This window comes from Bacteroides sp. AM07-18, from assembly GCF_003602695.1.
In the GTDB taxonomy this organism is placed as follows: Bacteria; Bacteroidota; Bacteroidia; order Bacteroidales; family Bacteroidaceae; genus Bacteroides; species Bacteroides uniformis.
On the sequence record NZ_QTLM01000001.1, the window covers coordinates 197,604 to 219,177 of the forward strand.

The 21,574-nt window shown below is 48.0% G+C and carries 18 protein-coding genes; 16 read left to right on the forward strand and 2 right to left on the reverse strand.

Translation table 11 applies throughout. From position 1 onward, the window contains the following. Nucleotides 1-41: 41 nt before the first annotated feature. On the reverse strand, nt 42-1,832 hold the full coding sequence (locus DW096_RS00915) for a LysM peptidoglycan-binding domain-containing protein (protein ID WP_120028633.1): 1,791 nt from the start codon (nt 1,830-1,832) through the stop codon (nt 42-44). A gap of 189 nt (nt 1,833-2,021) precedes the next feature. Between DW096_RS00915 and uvrA the strand changes: the two genes are divergently transcribed. From uvrA to DW096_RS00935, 3 genes are all read left to right on the forward strand, one after another. Then, entirely contained in the window at nt 2,022-4,856 is a 2,835-nt protein-coding gene (uvrA, locus tag DW096_RS00925; RefSeq protein ID WP_120028634.1) for an excinuclease ABC subunit UvrA, read from the forward strand. Nucleotides 4,857-4,880: 24 nt separating this feature from the next. Then, nucleotides 4,881-5,360, forward strand: a complete 480-nt coding sequence (ybaK, locus tag DW096_RS00930; RefSeq protein WP_034523398.1) for a Cys-tRNA(Pro) deacylase — start codon at nt 4,881-4,883, stop codon at nt 5,358-5,360. 117 nt (nt 5,361-5,477) lie between these two features. Beyond that, nucleotides 5,478-6,998 carry a peptide MFS transporter gene (locus tag DW096_RS00935; RefSeq protein ID WP_118930827.1) on the forward strand — a complete coding sequence of 507 codons (1,521 nt, stop codon included), beginning with the start codon at nt 5,478-5,480 and terminating at the stop codon, nt 6,996-6,998. A gap of 89 nt (nt 6,999-7,087) precedes the next feature. Here DW096_RS00935 and DW096_RS00940 read toward each other — a convergent pair whose 3' ends face one another. After that, nucleotides 7,088-7,585 (reverse strand): GNAT family N-acetyltransferase, encoded by a 498-nt coding sequence (locus tag DW096_RS00940; protein WP_008663324.1) that lies wholly within the window; start codon nt 7,583-7,585, stop codon nt 7,088-7,090. A 107-nt stretch (nt 7,586-7,692) separates the two neighbouring features. Here DW096_RS00940 and DW096_RS00945 point away from each other — a divergent pair, with 107 nt between their 5' ends. The 13 genes from DW096_RS00945 (at nt 7,693) to pseI (ending at nt 21,562) form a co-directional block, all read left to right on the forward strand. After that, a complete protein-coding gene (locus tag DW096_RS00945) occupies nt 7,693-9,153 on the forward strand; it encodes a monomeric [FeFe] hydrogenase (protein ID WP_120028635.1) in 1,461 nt (486 codons plus the stop codon). Then, a complete protein-coding gene (gene hydE, locus DW096_RS00950; RefSeq protein WP_120028636.1) occupies nt 9,150-10,208 on the forward strand; it encodes a [FeFe] hydrogenase H-cluster radical SAM maturase HydE in 1,059 nt (352 codons plus the stop codon). Before DW096_RS00945 ends, hydE begins: the two co-directional genes overlap by 4 nt. 52 nt (nt 10,209-10,260) lie before the next feature. Then, nucleotides 10,261-11,679 carry a [FeFe] hydrogenase H-cluster radical SAM maturase HydG gene (gene hydG, locus DW096_RS00955; protein WP_118930856.1) on the forward strand — a complete coding sequence of 473 codons (1,419 nt, stop codon included), beginning with the start codon at nt 10,261-10,263 and terminating at the stop codon, nt 11,677-11,679. A gap of 11 nt (nt 11,680-11,690) precedes the next feature. Next, a complete protein-coding gene (hydF, locus tag DW096_RS00960) occupies nt 11,691-12,881 on the forward strand; it encodes a [FeFe] hydrogenase H-cluster maturation GTPase HydF (RefSeq protein ID WP_118930826.1) in 1,191 nt (396 codons plus the stop codon). Between the two features lie 222 nt (nt 12,882-13,103). Beyond that, nucleotides 13,104-13,430: a PadR family transcriptional regulator gene (locus DW096_RS00965; protein WP_005825341.1), complete on the forward strand. Its 327-nt coding sequence runs from the start codon at nt 13,104-13,106 to the stop codon at nt 13,428-13,430. A gap of 82 nt (nt 13,431-13,512) precedes the next feature. After that, the gene (locus tag DW096_RS00970; protein WP_044468510.1) at nt 13,513-14,622 is read left to right on the forward strand and encodes a PspC domain-containing protein; all 1,110 of its coding nucleotides are present in this window, start codon (nt 13,513-13,515) and stop codon (nt 14,620-14,622) included. Between the two features lie 541 nt (nt 14,623-15,163). Beyond that, nucleotides 15,164-15,700 carry a UpxY family transcription antiterminator gene (locus DW096_RS00975; protein WP_118930825.1) on the forward strand — a complete coding sequence of 179 codons (537 nt, stop codon included), beginning with the start codon at nt 15,164-15,166 and terminating at the stop codon, nt 15,698-15,700. 35 nt (nt 15,701-15,735) lie between these two features. Next, entirely contained in the window at nt 15,736-16,224 is a 489-nt protein-coding gene (locus DW096_RS00980) for a UpxZ family transcription anti-terminator antagonist (RefSeq protein WP_117887275.1), read from the forward strand. 14 nt (nt 16,225-16,238) lie between these two features. Then, nucleotides 16,239-17,261, forward strand: a complete 1,023-nt coding sequence (gene pseB, locus DW096_RS00985; RefSeq protein ID WP_118930824.1) for a UDP-N-acetylglucosamine 4,6-dehydratase (inverting) — start codon at nt 16,239-16,241, stop codon at nt 17,259-17,261. Continuing rightward, nucleotides 17,258-18,421 carry a UDP-4-amino-4,6-dideoxy-N-acetyl-beta-L-altrosamine transaminase gene (pseC, locus tag DW096_RS00990; RefSeq protein WP_118930823.1) on the forward strand — a complete coding sequence of 388 codons (1,164 nt, stop codon included), beginning with the start codon at nt 17,258-17,260 and terminating at the stop codon, nt 18,419-18,421. The genes pseB and pseC overlap by 4 nt, the downstream gene beginning before the upstream one ends. Next, nucleotides 18,418-19,101, forward strand: a complete 684-nt coding sequence (pseF, locus tag DW096_RS00995; RefSeq protein WP_118930822.1) for a pseudaminic acid cytidylyltransferase — start codon at nt 18,418-18,420, stop codon at nt 19,099-19,101. The genes pseC and pseF overlap by 4 nt, the downstream gene beginning before the upstream one ends. Beyond that, on the forward strand, nt 19,082-20,548 hold the full coding sequence (gene pseG / locus DW096_RS01000; RefSeq protein WP_118930821.1) for a UDP-2,4-diacetamido-2,4,6-trideoxy-beta-L-altropyranose hydrolase: 1,467 nt from the start codon (nt 19,082-19,084) through the stop codon (nt 20,546-20,548). The genes pseF and pseG overlap by 20 nt, the downstream gene beginning before the upstream one ends. Continuing rightward, nucleotides 20,549-21,562, forward strand: coding sequence for a pseudaminic acid synthase (gene pseI, locus DW096_RS01005; protein ID WP_117681554.1), 1,014 nt, complete (start codon nt 20,549-20,551; stop codon nt 21,560-21,562). It begins immediately after the preceding gene. Nucleotides 21,563-21,574: the final 12 nt, after the last annotated feature.

Genomic DNA, 21,574 nt, shown 5'->3' on the forward strand with positions numbered 1-21,574 from the left:
CGAGTTAATAGTTATATAGTGGATTATCAGATGATTAATCATTAATCAAAGTCCAACTTCACCAGCTCAAAGTTCTTGGTGAAGTGCACGAAGAACACCTTCTTGTTGATGAAGCCTCCCCAGTTGTTTACCCGTTGGAACTTGAAGCCGGTCTGGATGGGAATCAAATCCAGTCCCTGCATGTTCTTCTCGAAAGAAGAGCCATAGCGCGCAAGTCCTTTCAGGAAGAAATAGCCGGTATCGAAGCCCAGCATTCCGAATTTGGGATAGCGCTCGTCCATCTCCTTACCATACCATCTGCGGTAGTTTTTGGTGAAGTTGATGGCGGCAGGCAGCAGGTTGTTGGTATAGAAAGAGGAATAGAAATAGGTGTCCAGTTCAAAGAAGGCTTCCAAGTGGTCTTTGGTGTAGGTTTGCCATTCCGGATAGCCGAACAGATGGATACGGCTTTCGGGTTGCTCGCGCACCAATAAGGTCAATTGGGGAAGTATCTTAATCAATGTTAGGTTACTGCCGGATGTGGGGATAAAGATATTCTCACGGTCCGTGCGTAATACTGTTTTCAGGGATTCTACGGTGACATCCTCTTTCAGGCTCTTCATCGGGATGGAACGGTTGCGCAGTTCGTCTTTCAGTCCCTTGATGAATTCTGCCTTGTCCTTGGTGCCCTGGCTGGCTTCAATGAAGATGACGTTGGCATTGGGGAACTGGCGCACAAAGTGGTCGTACACCTCGGAGTACAGATAGGATTGGGGGGTATTTATCTGATAGACCGCCGGATTCTGGAATACCGTGTTGTCTTTCGATGTGAATGGTATCACCAGGCGTGTGTTTTGTTTCTTGGCAAACTCGGCCAGAGGTTTGATGTGCTGTTGGTACAGAGGCCCGAAGATGATGTCCATGTCCTTCATCTCGCTTTTGCCCAGGATGGAGTTCAGCGAGGCACTTTCGGGACCAGAATTGTAAGTGTACAAGTCAATGGAAGTGCCGGTACGTTTCAGACTGTCTACGGCCATCAGCAGGCCTTCGTAGTATTCCACCATACGGGAAGACTCGCTCTTTGATACCCCGTCCAGGAAGGGGAGGATGACGGCAGCTTTGATGGTGCTGAAACGCTCTGTCTCTTTTCTGTTTTCGCGGAACAGCTCGCTGTCGGTAGGCGTGGTTTGCAACTGCGTGCTCTGCTCCGTCTGTGCTTTGGGATAGGGAATGCAGAGGAAGGTTCCCTTCTTTATTTTGTTCTCGCCTTTCAGCTCCGGATTGGCGGCAATCAGTTCGGCTTCGCTGATGCCGTATTCGCGGCTGATGCTGAATACGGTTTCTTTCCGCTTCACTTTATGCATGTCACGGCATCGTGACTCTACAGGGCCGAGAATATTGTTGTTGGCAACCACAGTGCTGCTTTGTGTCTCAGCCGGGACCATGGTTTGGATCTCGGTTGTGGAAGGGATACGGATTACTTGTCCGATACGGAAATTCTCGGCGCTCAGTCCTGGGTTGGCGTCACAGATGGCTTTGGCAGATACATTGTATTTCACGGTCAGCCTGTAGAGGGTCTCGCCGGATGCGATGGTGTGGTATGTTTCTTTTTGTGCGTTGGCGGCACTGCGGGGGATGCGCAGCGTGCGTCCGATGAATATTTTCTCGTCACTGCCGGGATTCAGTTTGATGATGTCTGCCTGGCTGACGCCGTACATGCTGGCGATAGAGTAGAGACTTTGTCCTTTTTCGATGGTATGCAGAAAATAAGATTGGTTCTCTTGTGCCACTGCACCCAGCGTGCATGCGCCGGCAAGCAGCAGGGAGCAGATAATGCGGTTAATCGTTTTCATTCAGTAATCGTTGGTTTATGTTTACAATTTCCCAAAGTAGCTGCAAAGGTACGAATATTGTGGCATTTCTGCCAAAGGATTGCGTTAAGAAATAATATTGTGCATTTCAAAACTGAAAAATAGCGCTTTTCGGCTGATATTCGGGGGGAAACAGTTATTTTTGCAGTTAAAACGATAGGATAAATCAACATGCAAGAAGAAACTGAATATATCAATGTATATGGTGCGCGCGTGCACAACCTCAAGAATATCGATGCCGAGATTCCCCGTAACAGCCTGACGGTGATTACCGGACTGAGCGGAAGCGGCAAGTCCTCGCTGGCATTCGATACCATCTTTGCCGAAGGGCAGCGCCGCTATATCGAGACTTTTTCGGCATACGCCCGCAACTTCCTGGGAAACTTGGAGCGTCCGGACGTGGACAAGATAACGGGACTGAGCCCGGTTATCTCCATCGAGCAGAAAACCACGAACAAGAATCCGCGCTCCACTGTGGGCACCACCACCGAGGTGTACGACTACCTGCGTCTGCTCTATGCCCGCGCCGGCGACGCCTACTCCTACCTCTCGGGCGAGAAGATGGTGAAGTACACCGAAGAGCAGATACTGGACCTCATTCTGAAAGACTATAAAGGAAAGCGCATCTACATCCTTGCCCCGCTGGTGCGGGGGCGTAAGGGACACTACAAGGAGCTTTTCGAGCAGGTGCGCAAGAAGGGCTACCTCTACGTGCGTGTGGACGGCGAGGTGCGCGAAGCCCTGCCCGGTATGAAGCTGGACCGCTACAAAAACCACGATGTGGAGGTAGTGATAGACAAGCTTGTGGTGGCAGATAAGGACGACACGCGCCTGAAGAACAGCGTAGCCACCGCCATGCGCCAGGGCGACGGGCTGCTGATGATACTTGATGCGCAGACCGACAGCGTGCGCCATTACAGCAAGCGGCTGATGTGTCCCGTGACGGGCTTGTCCTATCGGGAACCGGCACCGCACAACTTCTCCTTCAACTCCCCGCAGGGCGCATGCCCCAAGTGCAAAGGGCTGGGGGTGGTGAGCCAGATTGACATCGACAAGGTGATTCCCGACTGTGAGCTCTCCATCGCCGGAGGTGCCATCGCACCCTTGGGGAAAGCCAAGAACAGCATGATTTTCTGGCAGATTACCGCCTTGCTGGAGAAGTATGAGGCAACGCTGAAAACTCCGGTGAAGGAGCTGCCGGAGGATGCACTGGACGAGGTGCTCTACGGCTCGGACGAGCGCATCAAGATAAAGAGTTCGCTGATAGGCACCTCTTCCGACTACTTCGTGACGTTTGAGGGTGTCATCAAATACATTCAGATGTTGCAAGAGAAGGATGCTTCCGCCACGGCGCAGAAGTGGGCGGACCAGTTTGCCAAGACTGCCGTTTGTCCGGAGTGCCATGGCGCCAAGCTGAACAAGGAAGCGCTTTCGTTCCGCATCCACGACAAGAACATCTACGAATTGTCCACGATGGACATCAATGAGCTGTATGACTGGCTGGCAAACGTAGACCCGCACCTCAGCAGCAAGCAGCAGCAGATTGCCGGTGAAATTCTGAAGGAAATCCGTACGCGGCTCAAGTTTCTGCTCGATGTCGGTCTGGATTATCTGTCGCTGAACCGCAGCTCCGTCAGCCTGTCCGGTGGAGAGAGCCAGCGTATCCGCCTGGCTACGCAGATAGGCTCTCAGCTGGTGAATGTGCTCTATATATTGGACGAGCCGAGTATCGGCCTGCACCAGCGTGACAACCAGCGCTTGATACACTCCCTGAAGGACCTGCGCGACATTGGCAACTCCGTCATTGTGGTGGAGCATGACAAGGACATGATGCTGGCTGCCGATTACGTCATTGATATGGGTCCGAAAGCCGGTCGCCTGGGAGGGGATGTCGTCTTTGCCGGCACTCCCCGAGAAATGCTCCGGACGCATACGCTGACTTCCCAATACCTGAATGGAGAACGTGCCATCGAGGTACCTGCCAAGCGTCGCGAGGGCAATGGGTACAGCCTGTGGTTGCGAGGCGCCAGGGGCAATAATCTGAAGAATGTGGATGTGGAGTTCCCGTTGGGCAAGCTGATTTGTGTTACTGGTGTGTCTGGCAGTGGCAAGTCCACGCTTATCAACGAGACGTTGCAGCCTATTCTTTCGCAGAAGTTCTACCGCTCCCTTCAAGACCCTTTGGAGTATGACAGCATTGAAGGACTGGAGCATATAGACAAAGTGGTGAATGTGGACCAGTCTCCCTTGGGACGTACGCCGCGTTCCAATCCTGCCACCTATACGGGTGTGTTCTCGGATATCCGCAATCTGTTTGTCGGCCTGCCCGAAGCGAAGATACGCGGGTATAAGCCGGGACGCTTCTCCTTCAACGTCAGTGGCGGACGCTGCGAGGCTTGCCAGGGCAACGGCTACAAATGTATTGAGATGAATTTCCTGCCGGATGTGTATGTGCCTTGCGAGGTGTGCCACGGCAAACGCTATAACCGCGAGACGCTGGAAGTGCGCTTTAAAGGCAAGTCTATTGCCGATGTGCTGGATATGACTATCAACCGTGCGGTGGAGTTCTTCGAGAATGTGCCTCAGATATTGAATAAGATTAAGGTTATCCAGGAAGTGGGATTGGGCTATATCAAGCTGGGACAGTCCTCCACCACGCTCTCCGGAGGTGAGAGCCAGCGCGTGAAGTTGGCTACGGAACTCTCCAAGCGTGATACGGGCAAGACACTCTATATCCTCGACGAACCTACCACCGGACTTCATTTTGAAGATATCCGCGTACTGATGAATGTACTGAACAAACTTGTTGACAAAGGAAACACCGTCATCGTCATAGAGCATAATCTCGATGTCATCAAGATGGCGGACTACATCATCGATATGGGTCCCGAAGGTGGCAAGGGGGGAGGGGAACTCCTCTCCTGCGGAACACCCGAAGAGGTGGCGAAGAGCGAGAAAGGCTATACTCCGAAATTCCTGCGTGAAGAGCTGGGGGATAATTACTAATTACTAATTTTGTAACTTGTTATGGTGAAAATTAATAAGACGAATGCAGCGCGGCTGCTCGACAAAGCCAAGATAGCCTATGAACTCATTCCCTACGAGGTGGATGAGAACGATTTGAGCGCCGTACATGTAGCCGCCAGTTTGGGCGAGGACATCAACTGCGTGTTCAAGACACTGATTCTTCACGGCGATAAATCCGGTTACTTTGTCTGCGTCATCCCGGGTGAGCACGAAGTGGATTTAAAATTGGCGGCAAAGGCATCGGGCAACAAGAAGTGCGACCTCATTCCGGTTAAGGAACTTTTACCTCTGACGGGTTACATCCGCGGAGGCTGTTCGCCCATTGGCATGAAGAAGCCTTTCCCTACCTATATCCATGAAACGTGCCTGCGGTTTCCGTATATCTATATCAGTGCCGGACAACGCGGTTTGCAGCTTAAACTGGACCCGAAGGATTTGGTAAAAGAAGTGCATGCAGAAGTTTGTGTTCTTTTTAATGAATAAATCTTCTATTTCTGCCGAGATATTTTAATTTTATAAGGAAATATTCAATAGAATTTATATATTTGCAGGAATTATTCAAGAAATCAATCCAATTACTAATTCTAAAAACTAATTTTTATGTTCAACAAACACCCTAAAGGTCTGATTGCCGCATCCTTTGCTAATTTGGGCGAGCGTTTCGGCTTTTATACCATGATGGCCATTCTTGTACTTTTTTTGCAAGCCAAGTTCGGACTGGATGGAAAAGAGGCAGGTTTGATCTACTCAACATTTTATTTTTCTATTTACATTCTTGCATTGATAGGTGGTATTATTGCCGACAGAACCCGTAATTACAAAGGTACCATTTTTGCCGGTATTGTCCTGATGGCGGTAGGCTACTTGATGCTTGCCATCCCGTCTCCTACACCGGTTGCCAATAAAACCTTGTTTTTGGTGATTACTTGTGCGGCCTTGTTTGTCATTGCTTTCGGAAATGGTCTTTTCAAGGGAAATCTTCAAGCGCTGGTAGGGCAGATGTACGACAATCCCCAATATTCCAGCATGCGTGATTCCGGTTTCTCCTTATTCTATATGTTCATCAATGTAGGTGCCATCTTTGCTCCGTTTGCCGCAGTAGGCGTACGTAACTGGTGGCTGTCCACATTCGGCTACAATTATGATGCCGACCTGCCTGCCCTTTGCCACGGACATCTGGCAGGAACGCTGACTCCCGAAGCTATGGACACTTATAGTGCACTGGCAGCCAAAGCCACTATTTCCGGAACGCCCGTAACGGATATGACGGTATTTGCCAATGAATATCTGAACGTGTTTACCACCGGTTTCCACTATGCGTTCGGTGTAGCTATCCTGGCTATGGTTCTCTCTTTGGTAATTTTCGTCATCAACAGAAAGAAATTCCCCGATCCCAGCAAGAAGGTGGCTGCAAAAGCGGGCGACGCCACTATAGTGGAGATGAGCGCACAAGAGGTAAGACAGCGCATGTATGCATTGTTTGCCGTATTCGGTGTGGTAATTTTCTTCTGGTTCTCGTTCCATCAGAATGGGTTGACACTGACGTATTTTGCCAAGGAATATACAGATTTGAATTTGTTCGGCATGGCTATTTCCGCTGAGCTGTTCCAGTCTTTGAATCCGATTTTCGTGGTGTCTCTGACGCCGGTTATCATGGCTGTCTTTGCAGCACAGCGTGCCAAAGGTAAAGAGCCTTCCACTCCGCGGAAGATTGCCATCGGTATGGGTATTGCTGCCACTGGCTTCCTTATAATGGCTATCGGTTCTTATGTAAGCAACTTGCCGATGCACAAGGATATTATCGCTCTGGGTACCTCTCCGGTGAAAGTGACTCCGCTGTTGCTGATGGTTACTTATCTGATATTGACCGTTGCCGAGTTGTACATATCTCCGTTGGGCATTTCATTCGTGTCCAAGGTGGCTCCTCCCAAATACCAGGGTATCATGCAGGGCGGTTGGCTGGGTGCTACTGCCATTGGTAACCAGTTGCTTGTTATCGGTGCTATCCTCTACGAAAGTATCCCTATCTGGATGACGTGGACGGTATTTGTAGTAGCGTGCTGCATTTCCATGTTCACCATGCTGTTCATGCTGAAATGGCTTGAAAAGGTGGCGAAGTAATCGGAAACGAAAGATAAAACTAAAGGCTGCGCAATGTTCGTAATGAACTGCGCAGCCTTTAGTTTTTGGAGGGCTTTTAATGCCGGGACTCAGATTTCCAGTCCCATGATGTAGTCATTCATGTAATATCCGTTTCCTATCGGGAAATCCCCTTCACGGAGTTTCCGCATTCCCATATGTTCGTAAAACTGCAGTGCCTTGTTGTTACGGTTCACATTCAATTCCATCAGACAAGGGCCGGGATGCACTTTCTTGATGTACTTGATGGCTTCGCGAAAGAGGAAACTGCCGCAATGTGCACCCTGGTAATAGGGGAGCACATAAATCTTTTGCAGGTGGAATAAATCTTCTCCTTGCTGCTGTACGGACACATAGCCCGCCGCTTCACATTCTTCGTAAGCCAGGAAATAGACGTGGCCTTCCTCTTCCATTTGTTTACGGATATTGTCCAATGAATACATCCATTCCATCATGTAGTCGGTCTGCTCGGGAGTAAGGATATCCTTATACGTGACGGGAAATATTTGCTGCGCAAGTTTCTGAATCAGTGCGCAGTCTGCTGTCGTTGCTTTTCTTATGGTAAACATATCGGTTGTATTTATACTGTTTGGGGTGTAAAGTTAAGCCTTTTTTGTGAAACAATCGTTATCTTTGCAGACCGTTACCGAACTAACTAATTCTGATTTTAAAAATTATGGCATTTACGAGCAACATTATGATTGTCCGCCACAGATTGCTGAAGGAACTGGTAAAGCTGTGGAATAACAACGAACTTGTGGATAAAATAGACCGGCTGCCCATCGAGCTGAGTCCGAAGAGGTCCAAGCACGCGGGACGCTGCTGTGTGCACAAAGAGCGCGCGGTGTGGAAGTACAAGTCATTGCCGCTTCTGGGACTCGATATGGAGGACGAGACGGATGAGCTGACCCCCTTGTCGGAGTACGCTGCCCGTGCATTGGACAGAGCGGAAAATGGCAGGCCGAAAGACAACATCATGTGTGTGATTGACGAAGCTTGTTCGGCATGTGTGCAGATTAACTACGAGATTACGAACCTCTGCCGCGGATGTACGGCACGCAGTTGCCAGGTGAATTGTCCCAAGAAGGCAGTGCACGTCAAGGAGAGCGGGCAGGCATGGATTGACCATGATGCGTGTATCAGTTGCGGCATCTGCCATAAGAGTTGTCCCTACCATGCCATTGTTTATATTCCCGTACCTTGTGAGGAGGCTTGTCCCGTGAAAGCCATCAGTAAGGATGAGAAGGGGATAGAGCATATTGACGAAAGCAAATGTATCTATTGCGGAAAGTGTCTCAATGCATGTCCATTCGGAGCAATTTTCGAAATATCGCAAGTGTTCGACGTGTTGCACAGAATCCGTAAGGGTGAGCAGGTGGTGGCTATCGTGGCTCCGTCCATTCTGGGGCAGTTCAAGACGACTATTGAACAAGTGTATGGCGCACTGAAACAAGTGGGCTTTACGGATGTCATCGAGGTGGCGCAAGGTGCGATGGATACCGTCAGCAACGAGGCGCACGAACTGATTGAGAAGTTGGAAGAGGGACAGAAGTTTATGACGACTTCCTGCTGCCCGTCTTATATAGAACTGGTGAACAAGCATATTCCTGCCATGAAGCCCTACGTGTCGGGCACCGGTTCGCCGATGTACTATGCCGCACGCATTGCCAAGGAGAAGTATCCGGATGCAAAGGTGGTCTTTATCGGTCCGTGCGTAGCCAAGCGTAAAGAGGCGCAGCGTGACGAAGCGGTGGATTTCATTATGACTTTCGAGGAGATGGCTTCCGTGTTTGCCGGACTGGATATTCAGATGGAGCAGGCGAAGCCCTATTCCATGAGTTTCACTTCCGTGCGCGAGGCACATGGCTTTGCCCAGGCAGGCGGTGTGATGGGTGCTGTGAAGGCTTATCTGAAAGAAGAAGCGGATAAAATCAATGCCGTGCAGGTGGCTAATCTGGATAAGAAGGCTATCGGTTCGCTGCGTGCTTATGCCAAAACCGGTAAGGCTCCGGGACAGTTCATCGAAGTGATGGCATGCGAGGGTGGTTGCATCACCGGACCGTGTGCACACAATGAGATAGCTGCCGGAAAGCGTCAGTTGACACAAGAGTTGGCTAAGAGAGAGGAAACGTATTGAAATATTTGATTGACAAACTGCGGAGCAATCGCAGGCTGGATGCCGAAGAGTATAAAGCCTTGCTTCTTTGCCGGGACACAGAACTTGCAGCCTATTTGCAGGGGCAGGCTCGGGAAGAAACGCTTGCCCGCTTTGGCAATAAAATCTTCATTCGCGGACTGATTGAGATAACCAACCGTTGCCGCAATAACTGCTACTATTGCGGCATACGGAAGGAGAACCGGAACATAGTCCGTTATGAGCTGGCGCAGGAGGAGATTCTTTCGTGTTGCCATGAAGGCTATCGGTTGGGCTTCCGTACCTTTGTGCTGCAAGGGGGCGAAGCGCCGGCGGTGAAGGATGAGGGGATGGTGGAGACAGTTGCCGCCATCCGGCAATCCTTCCCGGATTGTGCCATTACCTTATCTTTGGGCGAAAAATCGCGGGAAGCCTACGAACGTTTCTTCCTGGCAGGTGCCAACCGCTATCTGTTGCGGCACGAAACCTGCAACGAAGGGCATTATCACCGGCTTCATCCTGCTGAGATGTCCCTTTCCCATCGGTTGCAATGCTTGGACTGGCTGAAAGAGATAGGCTATCAAGTGGGAACCGGAATCATGGTAGGCAGTCCTTACCAGACGGTGGACCATCTGGTAGAAGATATTCTCTTCATCGAACGGTTTCAGCCGGAGATGATAGGCATGGGACCTTTTCTTCCGCATCACGATACTCCGTTTGCCTCTTTTCCGCCGGGAGATATGGAGTTGACGCTGAAGTTGCTTTCTATCTTCCGGCTGATGCATCCCGCGGCACTGATACCTGCTACCACTGCCCTGGCCACACTTGCTCCGGACGGACGGGAACGGGGAATATTGGCTGGCGCCAATGTCGTGATGCCTAATCTTTCGCCTTCTCATCAGCGGACGAAGTACTCCCTTTATGATAACAAAGCTTCTGTGGGTGCCGAAGCGGCAGAAGGTTTGCAAAAATTGGAGGAACAACTGAAAGGGATAGGCTACGAGGTATCAAAAGAGAGAGGAGATTATGAGAATGGAGAATTGACCGTTGATAATTGATAATTTTCAAATCTTCATTCTTTATTTTAATTACCAATTGTCAATTTACGAAGTGTATAACATAAAGTCAAGACAAGCAGAAGAATTCATCAATCACCAGGAGATATTGGATACATTGGAGTATGCGCAGGTAAACCGCAACAACCGTCCGCTCATCGAAAGTTTGATTGACAAGGCTGCTTTGTGCCAGGGACTTTCCCATCGGGAGGCGGCCCTGCTGCTGGAATGTGACGAGCCGGAACTGGTGCAGCGCATCTATCATCTGGCACGTGAAATCAAACGGAAATTCTATGGCAACCGCATCGTGATGTTTGCCCCACTTTACCTTTCCAACTATTGCGTGAACGGCTGCGTCTATTGCCCGTATCATGCCAAGAACCGTACCATTCCCCGCAAGAAACTCTCGCAAGAGGAGATACGCCGCGAGGTTATCGCCTTACAGGACATGGGGCATAAACGCCTTGCCCTGGAAGCCGGAGAAGACCCTCGAAACAACCCTATCGACTATATCTTAGAGTCCATCCGCACCATCTACAGCATCCACCACAAGAATGGAGCCATCCGCCGGGTGAATGTCAACATAGCCGCCACTACAGTGGAAAACTATCGGTTGCTGAAAGAGGCAGGCATCGGCACTTATATCCTTTTTCAGGAGACTTACAGCAAAGAGCATTACGAAGCCTTGCATCCCACGGGACCGAAAAGTAATTATGCCTACCACACCGAAGCGATGGACCGTGCTATGGAGGGTGGCATCGACGACGTAGGTATCGGCGTATTGTTCGGTCTGAACACCTATCGTTATGACTTCGTAGGACTGCTGATGCATGCCGAACATCTGGAAGCTACCTTTGGCGTGGGTCCGCATACCATCAGCGTGCCGCGTATCTGTCCGGCAGATGATATTTCGACCGAGGATTTTCCCGATGCCATCTCGGATGAGATGTTCTGCCGTATTGTGGCAGTGGCGCGTATTGCGGTGCCTTATACGGGAATGATTATTTCCACCCGTGAGTCGGAAGCCGTACGCCGTCGGGTACTCGAACTGGGTGTTTCGCAGATAAGCGGCGGTTCACGCACCAGCGTAGGAGGTTATGCCGTGCCGGAAGCCAAAGAGGAAGATTCCTCCCAATTCGATGTGAGCGACCGGCGCACGCTGGATGAAGTGGTGAGCTGGCTGCTCGACTTGGGGCATATCCCCAGTTTCTGCACCGCCTGCTACCGCGAGGGACGTACCGGAGACCGCTTCATGTCGCTCGTCAAGCGCGGACAGATAGCAAACTGCTGCCAGCCCAATGCACTGATGACATTAAAAGAATATCTGGAGGACTATGCCTCCTCCGAAACCAAGGAGAAGGGCATGCGGCTGATTCGTGAGGAGATGGAGCATATCCCGAACCCAAAGATACGGGCGATAGCCGAACGTAATCTTCAGGAGATAGGGGAGGGGAAAAGAGACTTTAGATTTTAGATTTCGGATTTATGAATAATACACCTCGTTCCAACCGCCTGCACATTGCCGTCTTTGGACGACGGAACAGCGGAAAGTCCAGCCTTGTCAATGCCTTGACCGGGCAAGACACGGCATTGGTATCCGCAACGCCCGGCACTACTACCGATCCCGTAACCAAAGCCATGGAAGTATATCCTTTGGGCCCGTGCCTCTTTATCGATACCCCCGGTTTTGATGACGACGAAGGCGAACTGGGCGGTATGCGCGTGGAGCGTACCTTAAAGACGGTGGAGAAAGCGGACATCGCCCTCTTGCTTTATGAAGCTGACGGAACGCTGGAACAGCAATGGCTAAAGCTGCTGGCAGCGCGCGAAATCTCCGTGATACTGATACTGAATAAAGCCGATTCCCGTCAAGACACCGCTTCCGTGGTGCTTCGGATTGAAAAGGAGTGCGGGCAGGCTCCCGTTGTGGTCAGTGCCAAAGAGGGTACCGGCATTCAAGGTATCTTCGATGCTATCCTCGAAAAGCTTCCCGAGAATTTTGGTGAGCAGACTATCACGGGCGATTTGGTGCGTGAAGGAGATGTCGTCCTGCTGGTGATGCCCCAGAATATACAAGCCCCCAAAGGTCGTCTCATTCTTCCGCAAGTGCAGACCATCCGCGAACTGTTGGATAAAAAGTGCTTAGTGATGAGCTGCACCACCGACAAGCTGCAAGCCTCCCTGCAAGCCCTTGTCCGTCCGCCTAAGCTGATAATCACAGACTCTCAGGTGTTCCCCATCGTCTATCAACAAAAGCCTGCCGAGAGTAGTCTTACTTCCTTCTCGGTTCTTTTTGCCGGTTACAAAGGAGACATCAATGCCTTTGTAGAGGGAGCTGCCGCTATTCATAGCCTGACACCCCAATCGCGTGTACTGATAGCCGAAGCCTGCACCCACGCCCCGCTGACCGAGGACATCGGCACCGTCAAAATTCCCCGCCTGTTACGAAAGCGCATCGGCGAGGAATTGCAGATAGACTTTGTATCTGGAAATGACTTTCCCAAAGACTTGTTCCGATATGATTTAATTATCCATTGCGGCGCTTGCATGTTCAACCGGAAGTACGTTCTCAATCGTATAGCCCATGCCCACGCACAGCACATCCCCATAACCAACTACGGAGTAGCAATTGCGAGTCTGACCGGTATATTGGATAAAATTGTTATCCATCGGTAAATATCCCTCTTCCTCTCTGTTCACGTTACTGATGTTATAGAGTAGCGTGAACTACTTTTCTTGTTAATAATGTTTAATATAAAGTACTTTGTAATGCAAGGTACTGGTATAATACATATATTTGTGCCATACAAGGAACAACAATAGAATGAATAAGGACACTCATTACTCTATTGCGCAGCCAAATAGTAAATCGTAAATTGTCAAATAGTAAATACCATTATGGATGTAAACAATGTAAAGTCGCAAATGCGCAAGGGCATGCTTGAATATTGCATCATGCTGCTGCTTCACAAAGAGCCGGCTTATGCTTCGGATATCATTCAGAAGTTGAAAGAAGCCAGACTGATTGTGGTGGAAGGTACACTTTATCCGTTGCTCACTCGTTTGAAGAACGACGACCTTTTGGGGTATGAATGGATTGAGTCTACACAAGGTCCTCCCCGTAAATATTACCGGTTGACGGAAAAAGGAGAAGTCTTTCTCGGTGAACTGGAAACATCCTGGAAAGAGTTGAACGAGACGGTGAATCACATTAGCAATTCTTGAAATGACCACAGAGAATATGCCGCATTCGCCGAATGGTAAATAGTAAATCGTAAATAGTCAAATTGTAAATAAATAGTGTGTTATGAAAAAGACATTAACTGTAAATTTAGGTGGAACCGTTTTCAATATTGATGATGACGCATACCGTCTTTTGGATAATTATCTGAGTAATCTCAAGATGCACTTCCGCAAGGAAGCAGGTGCCGACGAGATTGTAGATGATATTGAACGCCGTATTTCCGAACTCTTTGCCGAGAAATTGTCGGCCGGTTCGCAAGTAATCACGATAGCCGATGTGGAAGAGGTGATTGCCCGCATGGGAAAGCCGGAAGATATGGAGGCGGAAGGAGAGAGTGCTAGTGCCGATTCCGGCAGCACGAGTGCCGGGGGCGGCTATGGTGCCGGTGCTTGGAACAGCAATACCGCTTATGGCACTACACGCCGTCGTCTATACCGCAATCCGGATGACAAAATGCTGGGTGGTGTCATCAGTGGAATGGCTGCCTACCTGGGATGGGATGTAACTTTACTTCGACTGTTACTGCTTGTCATCTTGATTTGTGGGGTAGGGACATTGATACCGGTCTATATCGTGTGTTGGCTGGTTATACCGGAAGCCCGCACAGCAGCCGAGAAGTTGAGTATGCGTGGCGAGGCCGTTACGGTGGAGAATATCGGAAAGACGGTGACGGACGGTTTTGAGAAGGTTGCCAATGGGGTGAATGATTATATGAGGTCGGATAAACCCCGTACTTTCTTGCAGAAGTTGGGAGATGCATTGGTGATGATTGTCGGCTGGTTCTTGAAAATCTGTCTGGTGATATTCGCCATTATTTGCAGTCCGATACTGTTTGTGTTTGGAGTGGTATTCGTGGCGCTGTTGTTTGCTGCGATAGCGGTGGCTGTTGGTGGTGGTGCAGCTCTCATTTCCCTTTTCCCGATGGCTGATGTGGTACTGCCTACTTCTCCGCTGTCTGCCATTGTGATGTACATTGCAGGTATCTTGTTGGTAGGAATTCCTTTGGTCAGCCTTGTGTGGGCCATCTTTAGCCAGATATTCAAGTGGCAGCCGATGAACTCCGGCTTGAAGTGGACGCTGGTTATCCTTTGGATTGTAAGTGCAGCTTGCTTCGGAATCTGTTTTGCAGTGCAGGGGGCTACTTTCCCGGAATTGGGTATCTTTAATTTCTGAGAATAGTAATTTCTTTTTTAATTGATATCGTGTTTGTGGAAATCAGATTTCTATAAACACGATATTTTTTTATTGGGTGTAATTGGTTGTTATACAGTGAAATATTGCGTTTGGAAAAGGCGTTTTTTAAACGTTCGTTTAATGAACGCAAAGATAACGTGTATTTTTGAATCTCGCAAAATGTTTAATAAAAATATTCTATAAATTTCTTTTTAGTGAGTATAATACTTTGTCAGTAAGCCTATTGCATTGTATTTCTCTAACTTCTTCCTTTTACTAATTTTTAAGTAATCTTCCCTCTTTAATTTTCTTAAATATTGACGTTCAAAAAACGAACGTCTATTGAACGCTTTTTGCTTGCAATAGATTCGTTTACAGCATTTTACCTGTCAGGTAATGAATGACTGCAAAAAATCTGTTGACAAGAAGGGCATAAAGCTTGTCGTATTCTACATAAAGTGTCCGCAAGTAATTGAATTTCAAGTGTATGCAAGAGGTTCAAAGCCCCAGGAGAACACCCTTGTCTGAACAAAAGCATAAAATGGGAATAGAGAAAGAGGCCGAAATCTGGTATGCTATGCGTGCCACCTACCGCAGAGAACCGGATGCCATGCGTCTGCTAAAGAAAGAAAATTTGGGCTGTTTCATTCCTATGCAATACAAGATAAGTATAAAAAAAGGAAAAAAAGTCCGTGCTCTGGTTCCGGTCGTTCATAATCTGCTTTTTGTCCATGCCCGTCCTTCCGATGTGCAGCGTGTAAAGTCTCAAGTCACTTATCTGCAATATATCACTGATACCCGCAGTGGACAGAAGATTATTGTCCCCGACAGTCAGATGCAGCGTTTCATTGCCGTGTCCGGCACTTACGATGATCATCTTCTTTATTTTCAACCGGATGAATTGAACTTGTCCAAAGGTACCAAAGTCCGGATTACCGGCGGTGAATTTGAGGGGCAAGAGGGTATATTTCTGAAGGTGAAAGGCGCACGTGACCGTCGCGTGGTTATCGAAATACAAGGTGTCATAGCTGTTGCCATGGCCACTATCCATCCCGATCTTATAGAAGTAATCGGCTGAACTTTAATTTTTAATTTTTAATTCTATAATTGCTTATGTCTCTTTCCGAAGAAGCAATCACTCTTCAGCGTGCTGCGCACGAACTGATGTATTTGGGTATGGACGGCAGTCCCGTCTATAGCGATGACTTGTCACGGCGGAACGGTGAGGTCTACCGTCTTACCATGGCTTTGTACCGGTCGGGTGTAAAAGGCACTACCATCGACGAGCAGGCAAATGTCTGTCTTGCCCTTCTTATGGGTTACAGCGCCTCTTTTGTGGATCATGGCGAAAAGCAGCGGCATGTCCAGAAAGTGCTGGACTGTTGTTGGGATGTGCTCGATGCCCTTCCCGCTTCCTTACTGAAGCTCCGTCTGCTTACCGCCTGCTACGGTGAAGTGTTCGACGAGTCTTTGGCCGACGAAGGCCGTTCCATCATCGCCTCTTGGGATTCCTTATCACTTACTCCCGAACAGCAGGAAGCGGTTGATGAGTTTCAGAATGTGACAGACAATCCCTATCCGTGGGAATATATCGATGAATAAAACTTTTCATTATAATGCTTAACAATAAATCCGTATTGATTACCGGAGGAACGGGTTCCTTCGGAAAGAAGTTTGTGGAAACCATTCTCCGTGATTATCCGCAAGTAAAGAAAATCATTATTTACTCCCGCGATGAGCTGAAGCAATTTGAGCTGAAACAGAAATATCCCGGTCATAAGTATCCGCAACTGCGTTTCTTTATCGGTGATGTCCGTGACCTCGAACGTCTGACGCGGGCTTGCGAAGGAGTGGACGTGATTATCCATGCAGCTGCCATCAAGCAGGTGGATACCGCTGAATACAATCCCGAAGAGTGCATCAAAACCAATGTACACGGTGCGCAGAATGTGATAAAGGCTGCTCTTGCCACCGGTGTACAGCATGTGGTGGCCCTTTCTACCGACAAGGCTTGTGCCCCCATCAATCTTTATGGCGCCACCAAGCTCACTTCCGACAAGCTGTTTACTGCCGCCAACAATATCAGCGGTTCCAAGAACATCAGGTTCTCCGTGGTCCGTTATGGCAATGTGATGGGTTCCCGCGGTTCCGTAATCCCTTTCTTTATCAACAAGCGTGACAACGGGGCGAAGGAACTTCCCATAACCGATATGCGCATGACCCGTTTCAACATCTCACTGGAAGCCGGTGTCGCTTTGGTCATGTATGCCATCGGACATCACCTGGGTGGTGAAATCTTTATTCCAAAGATTCCTTCCTATCATATCAAGGACGTGGCTACCGCCATTGCACCCAATCTGCCACAGGTGGAAGTGGGCATCCGTCCGGGAGAGAAACTGCACGAGGAGATGATTACTGTAACCGATGCTCTTGATACAATCGATTTGGGCAGATATTATGTCATTCTTCCTTCCGTATCTTTCAAGCACAGTCGCGAAGAGTTCATCAGACATCACAATGCAGTACCCGTTCCCGACGGTTTCCACTACAGCAGTGACAACAATACGGAGTGGGAGACAGTAGAGACTATGCGCGAGAATATAAAGAAATACGTTGACCCTAATTTCGAGGTGAAATGATAAGCAAGCCTATTCCATACGGTCGTCAGCATATCACAGATGAGGATATCCGGGCAGTCATCGATACCCTGAAAAGCGATTACCTGACACAAGGTCCCAAAATTAGGGAATTTGAAACGAAATTTGCCGAATATGTAGGTGCACAATATGCCGTAGCAGTGAACAATGCCACTTCGGGGCTTCATCTTGCAGCTACCGCACTGAATGTAAAGCCGGGCGACAAGGTGATTGTCACTCCCATGACCTTTGCAGCCAGTGCCAACTGCATCCGCTATTGTGGCGGCGAGGTGGTATTCTGTGATATTGACAAGGATACTTACCTCATGGATATCCGTAAACTTGAAGCCATGCTTAAAGCTTCTCCCCGCGGTACTTACAAAGGTATTGTTCCGGTTGATTTTGCAGGCTATCCTTTGGATCTGGAAGAGTTCAGAAAGCTTGCCGACGAGTACGGCTTGTGGATTATAGAGGATGCCTGCCATGCTCCCGGCGGCTATTTCATGGACAGTAAAGGCAAGAAACAACATTGTGGTAACGGTTGTTTTGCCGACTGTGCCGTATTCTCTTTCCATCCCGTGAAACATATCGCTACGGGTGAGGGAGGCATGGTGACCACCAACAGCAAGGAGCTCTATGACAAGCTTTGTCTTTACCGTACGCATGGCATTACGAAAGACCCTGCTTTATTGCACGAGCATCATGGTGGCTGGTATTACGAGATGCAGGAGTTAGGCTACAATTACCGTCTGACTGATTTTCAGGCTGCCCTGGGTATTTCTCAGCTGGAGCGTGCGAAAGCAGGTCTTGAACGCCGCCATGAAATCGTAAGACGCTATAATGAAGCATTTTCCGGAATAGATGGCATCAAGACTCCATTCAATGCTGCCGATGTCTATCATGCTTATCACCTTTATATCATTCAAGTGGCTGACCGCTTGGGTCTTTATAATTATCTGCACGAGAACAATGTCTATGCGCAGGTTCATTATGCTCCGCTTCATCTGATGCCTTACTATCAGCAGTGGGGCAATAGGAAAGGCGATTTACCTATAGTAGAAGAGTATTACGAACATTGTCTGAGTCTTCCGATGTATCCCACGCTGACGAACGAGGAACAGGAGTATGTGATTAACAAGGTTATAGAATTTGTAGCGAAATGAAAAATATAGCAATCATTCCTGCACGTGGCGGCAGTAAACGTATTCCGCGTAAGAATATCAAAACCTTTATGGGCAAGCCTATTATTGCATACTCCATTGAGGCGGCTTTGCAGAGCGGACTTTTTGACGAAGTAATGGTTTCGACCGATGATGAAGAGATAGCGGAGATAGCTTGCGGATACGGGGCCAAAGTTCCTTTTATGCGCAGTGCTGAGACCTCGAATGATTATGCCGGCACGGCCGATGTAATTCTTGAAGTTTTAGAGATGTATAAAGAGCGAGGCAGGGAATTTGATACAGTTTGTTGCATTTACTCGACAGCTCCTTTTGTCACTCCTGAAAGGCTTCGGGAAGCATACGGAAAAATGAATTCGGAGATTGATTCTGTTTTCACTTGTGTGGCTTATTCCTATCCTATACAGCGTAGCCTTCATATTGTAGACGGGAGAATCGGTATGGTTTATCCCGAATACATGAATGCACGTTCCCAAGATTTAGAGCCGATTTATCATGATGCCGGCCAATTCTATTTCTCTCGTACTGCTCCTTTTGTGGAGAGCCGGACTTTTTGGGGGAAGAACACAGCCGGACTGGTACTTTCCGAACTCGAAGTGCAGGACCTCGATACGCTGACCGACTGGACATTGGCGGAAATGAAGTATGAGTTACTTCATAGATGATGTAATGCAGAAAATCTATTTCCGTGCCGACGCAAGCGCTACCATCGGTTACGGTCACTTTATCCGTACTCTGGCTTTGGCCGATATGTTGAAGGACGATTTTGATTGTACCTTCTTTACTTGCCATCCTACCCCTTATCAGGTGAGTGAGATGGAGAAGGTATGTCCTTTCATCCCCTTGCAGGAAGAATCGCATTATGATGATTTCCTTTCCCATCTGCAAGGTGATGAAATCGTGGTGCTCGACAATTATTTCTTCACTACCGATTACCAGCGTGCCATTAAGCAAAAAGGTTGTCGCCTGGTGTGCATTGACGATATGCACGACAAGCACTATGTGGCCGATGTTGTGATTAATCACGGAATAACCAATGGAAATTTATTTAGTACAGAACCTTACACGCAGTTGTGTTTGGGTTATGCTTGGGCACTGTTGCGCTTGCCGTTTCTACAATTGCCACAAATACAGCGGAAAAATAGAAAGATAGAAAAAGCCATTGTCTGTTTTGGTGGTTCCGACAAGAATGATTTGACCACTCGCTTTGTATCTTTTTTGCAAAAAGAAAAGACTGTGAAACAGATAATTGCGATAGTAGGTGATAAATACCAATTGGATACATTGCATTGCTCTTCAAAGGTTTCTTATCAGCACAATTTGTCTGCATCCGAGATGTCAGAGCTCTTTAGACAATCAGATATTGCTTTTGTGCCGACCAGCACAGTGTGCTTGGAAGCATTGTCCCAACAATTACCCGTTGTTGCCGGATATTATGTAGACAACCAAAAGGAAGTTTATGCTGAATATGCCGCAAATAATTTAATATATCCTTTGGGGAACTTGTTGAATTTGGACTTTGCAGAGATGAATTATTCTTTGATTGTAGAAAAAATCAATTCTTTGCATACAATGGATTTTTCTTTAGTGTCATTGCGTTATAGAAGGCTGTTTCAAAATATGTTTGTTCCTATAGAGATAAAGAAGAATGGACTGAAATTTGTTGATTATAGAATTTTGGATAAAGACAAGCAATTATTGATATGGCAGGCAAGAAATGAAGAAAAGGTGCGTATTCAAATGGCGCATACGGAGCCTATTCTTTGGGAATCCCACCTGAAGTTTGTAGACAGCCTGAGTGTTCAGTATAAGAAGATATATATGGCCGTTTATCGGGAAGAACAACTTCTTGGTTCTGTAAATATAGAATATAGTTCAGCCACGCATTTGGAGCGCGGGCTATTTATATTGCCGGAGTTTTGGGGAAATGGAGATGCTGTGTTGATTGAAAACACCTTGTCTGAATTTCTTCAGGAACAGCAGGTGACTTCTGTTATGGCAAAGGTATTGAGGAGTAATAGCCGGTCGTTGCACTTTCATTTGAAATTGGGGTATAGACAAATATCCAATGATGATGAATATGATTATTTAATTAAAGACTTGAACAAATAGATGAGTAAGGTAATGATAATAGCAGAATTATCTGCTAATCATAATGGAAATAAGCAAATAGCTATAGATACTATCGTTGCTGCCAAGAAATCCGGTGCCGATGCCGTAAAGTTGCAAACTTATACGGCTGACACTATAACGGTGGATTGCCGTGCTGATGATTTTAAGATTAAGCAAGGTACAATCTGGGATGGAACTCGTTTGTACGATCTTTATAAGCAAGCCTATACCCCTTGGGAGTGGCACGAAGAATTGTTTCGTGTGGCCAAGGAGGAAGGACTTATCTGTTTTTCATCACCGTTTGATAAAACTGCGGTAGATTTCTTGGAGTCCTTGGGCAACCCTATTTATAAGATTGCCTCTTTTGAAATTACGGATATTCCTTTGATAGAGTATGCCGCCAAGAAGATGAAACCGATGGTGATGTCTACCGGCATTGCCACTGAAGAAGACATTCAGTTGGCTGTAGATACTTGCCGTGCGGCGGGCAATGATGATATTACGCTGTTGAAATGCACCTCCTCTTATCCTGCCCCCATTGAGGAAGCCAATCTGTGTATGATAAAAGACTTGGCAGAGCGCTATGGAGTGAAGTCCGGTTTGTCCGATCATACCATTGGCAGTGTGTCTGCCGTAGTGGCTGTGACACAAGGTGCAACCATGATTGAAAAGCATTTTATTATCGACCGTAGTATTGGCGGCCCCGATGCCTCATTCTCAATGAACGAGCAGGAGTTTGCCCAAATGGTGAAAGATATACGCATGGCCGAAGCGGCTATCGGCTCAGTATCGTATGAACTTACTGATAAGATGAAGTCGGGAAGGGAGTTCTCCCGTTCGCTCTATGTAGCCGAGGATATGAAAGCCGGAGAAGTGATTACAGAGCAGAACGTTCGCTCCGTTCGTCCGGGCTTCGGTTTGCACCCTAAGTATCTGAAAGATATATTGGGAAAGAAAGTAAATCAGGATTTGGAGAAAGGAACGAGATTTGCATGGGAGTTCGTGAATAGTTAGAGGTCATCAAAA

What these genes read in the sequence shown, in the direction of transcription:
- DW096_RS00915 (WP_120028633.1), bottom strand. Translation starts at nt 1,832, where the DNA reads ATGAAAACGATTAACCGCATTATCTGCTCCCTGCTGCTTGCCGGCGCA.
- uvrA (WP_120028634.1), top strand. Translation starts at nt 2,022, where the DNA reads ATGCAAGAAGAAACTGAATATATCAATGTATATGGTGCGCGCGTGCAC.
- DW096_RS00935 (WP_118930827.1), top strand. Translation starts at nt 5,478, where the DNA reads ATGTTCAACAAACACCCTAAAGGTCTGATTGCCGCATCCTTTGCTAAT.
- DW096_RS00940 (WP_008663324.1), bottom strand. Translation starts at nt 7,585, where the DNA reads ATGTTTACCATAAGAAAAGCAACGACAGCAGACTGCGCACTGATTCAG.
- DW096_RS00945 (WP_120028635.1), top strand. Translation starts at nt 7,693, where the DNA reads ATGGCATTTACGAGCAACATTATGATTGTCCGCCACAGATTGCTGAAG.
- hydF (WP_118930826.1), top strand. Translation starts at nt 11,691, where the DNA reads ATGAATAATACACCTCGTTCCAACCGCCTGCACATTGCCGTCTTTGGA.
- DW096_RS00965 (WP_005825341.1), top strand. Translation starts at nt 13,104, where the DNA reads ATGGATGTAAACAATGTAAAGTCGCAAATGCGCAAGGGCATGCTTGAA.
- DW096_RS00970 (WP_044468510.1), top strand. Translation starts at nt 13,513, where the DNA reads ATGAAAAAGACATTAACTGTAAATTTAGGTGGAACCGTTTTCAATATT.
- DW096_RS00975 (WP_118930825.1), top strand. Translation starts at nt 15,164, where the DNA reads ATGGGAATAGAGAAAGAGGCCGAAATCTGGTATGCTATGCGTGCCACC.
- DW096_RS00980 (WP_117887275.1), top strand. Translation starts at nt 15,736, where the DNA reads ATGTCTCTTTCCGAAGAAGCAATCACTCTTCAGCGTGCTGCGCACGAA.
- pseB (WP_118930824.1), top strand. Translation starts at nt 16,239, where the DNA reads ATGCTTAACAATAAATCCGTATTGATTACCGGAGGAACGGGTTCCTTC.
- pseC (WP_118930823.1), top strand. Translation starts at nt 17,258, where the DNA reads ATGATAAGCAAGCCTATTCCATACGGTCGTCAGCATATCACAGATGAG.
- pseF (WP_118930822.1), top strand. Translation starts at nt 18,418, where the DNA reads ATGAAAAATATAGCAATCATTCCTGCACGTGGCGGCAGTAAACGTATT.
- pseG (WP_118930821.1), top strand. Translation starts at nt 19,082, where the DNA reads ATGAGTTACTTCATAGATGATGTAATGCAGAAAATCTATTTCCGTGCC.
- pseI (WP_117681554.1), top strand. Translation starts at nt 20,549, where the DNA reads ATGAGTAAGGTAATGATAATAGCAGAATTATCTGCTAATCATAATGGA.